The organism is Sphingomonas sp. BAUL-RG-20F-R05-02 (assembly GCF_022662305.1).
GTDB lineage: Bacteria > Pseudomonadota > Alphaproteobacteria > Sphingomonadales > Sphingomonadaceae > Sphingomonas.
This window is the reverse complement of record NZ_JAKNQH010000084.1, coordinates 1-210: the sequence shown is the minus strand read 5'-3', so window position 1 is coordinate 210 and position 210 is coordinate 1. Positions and strand designations below refer to the sequence as shown.

The 210-nt window shown below is 67.6% G+C and carries 1 pseudogene; it reads left to right on the top strand.

Annotated features, from left to right (window positions below):
* A pseudogene (locus tag L8F97_RS22535) lies at positions 1-210 on the top strand (IS66 family transposase); the annotation flags it as partial.

Below are 210 nucleotides of genomic sequence, written 5' to 3'. Positions count from 1 at the left end.
TGCCTCGCGGCCCGGCGGTGGAAAGCCCGGGCATGAGGGACATAGCCGGATACTGAGCGAGGCATTCGACCTTGCTATCGATCATCGTCCGGACACCTGCACCGGCTGTTGCGCGGCACTGCCGGCCGATCTGGTTGCCGAGACGGTCAGCGAGCACGACACGGTCGAACTGCCGCCGATCACGCCGGTCGTGGAGCGCCACAGGCGTCG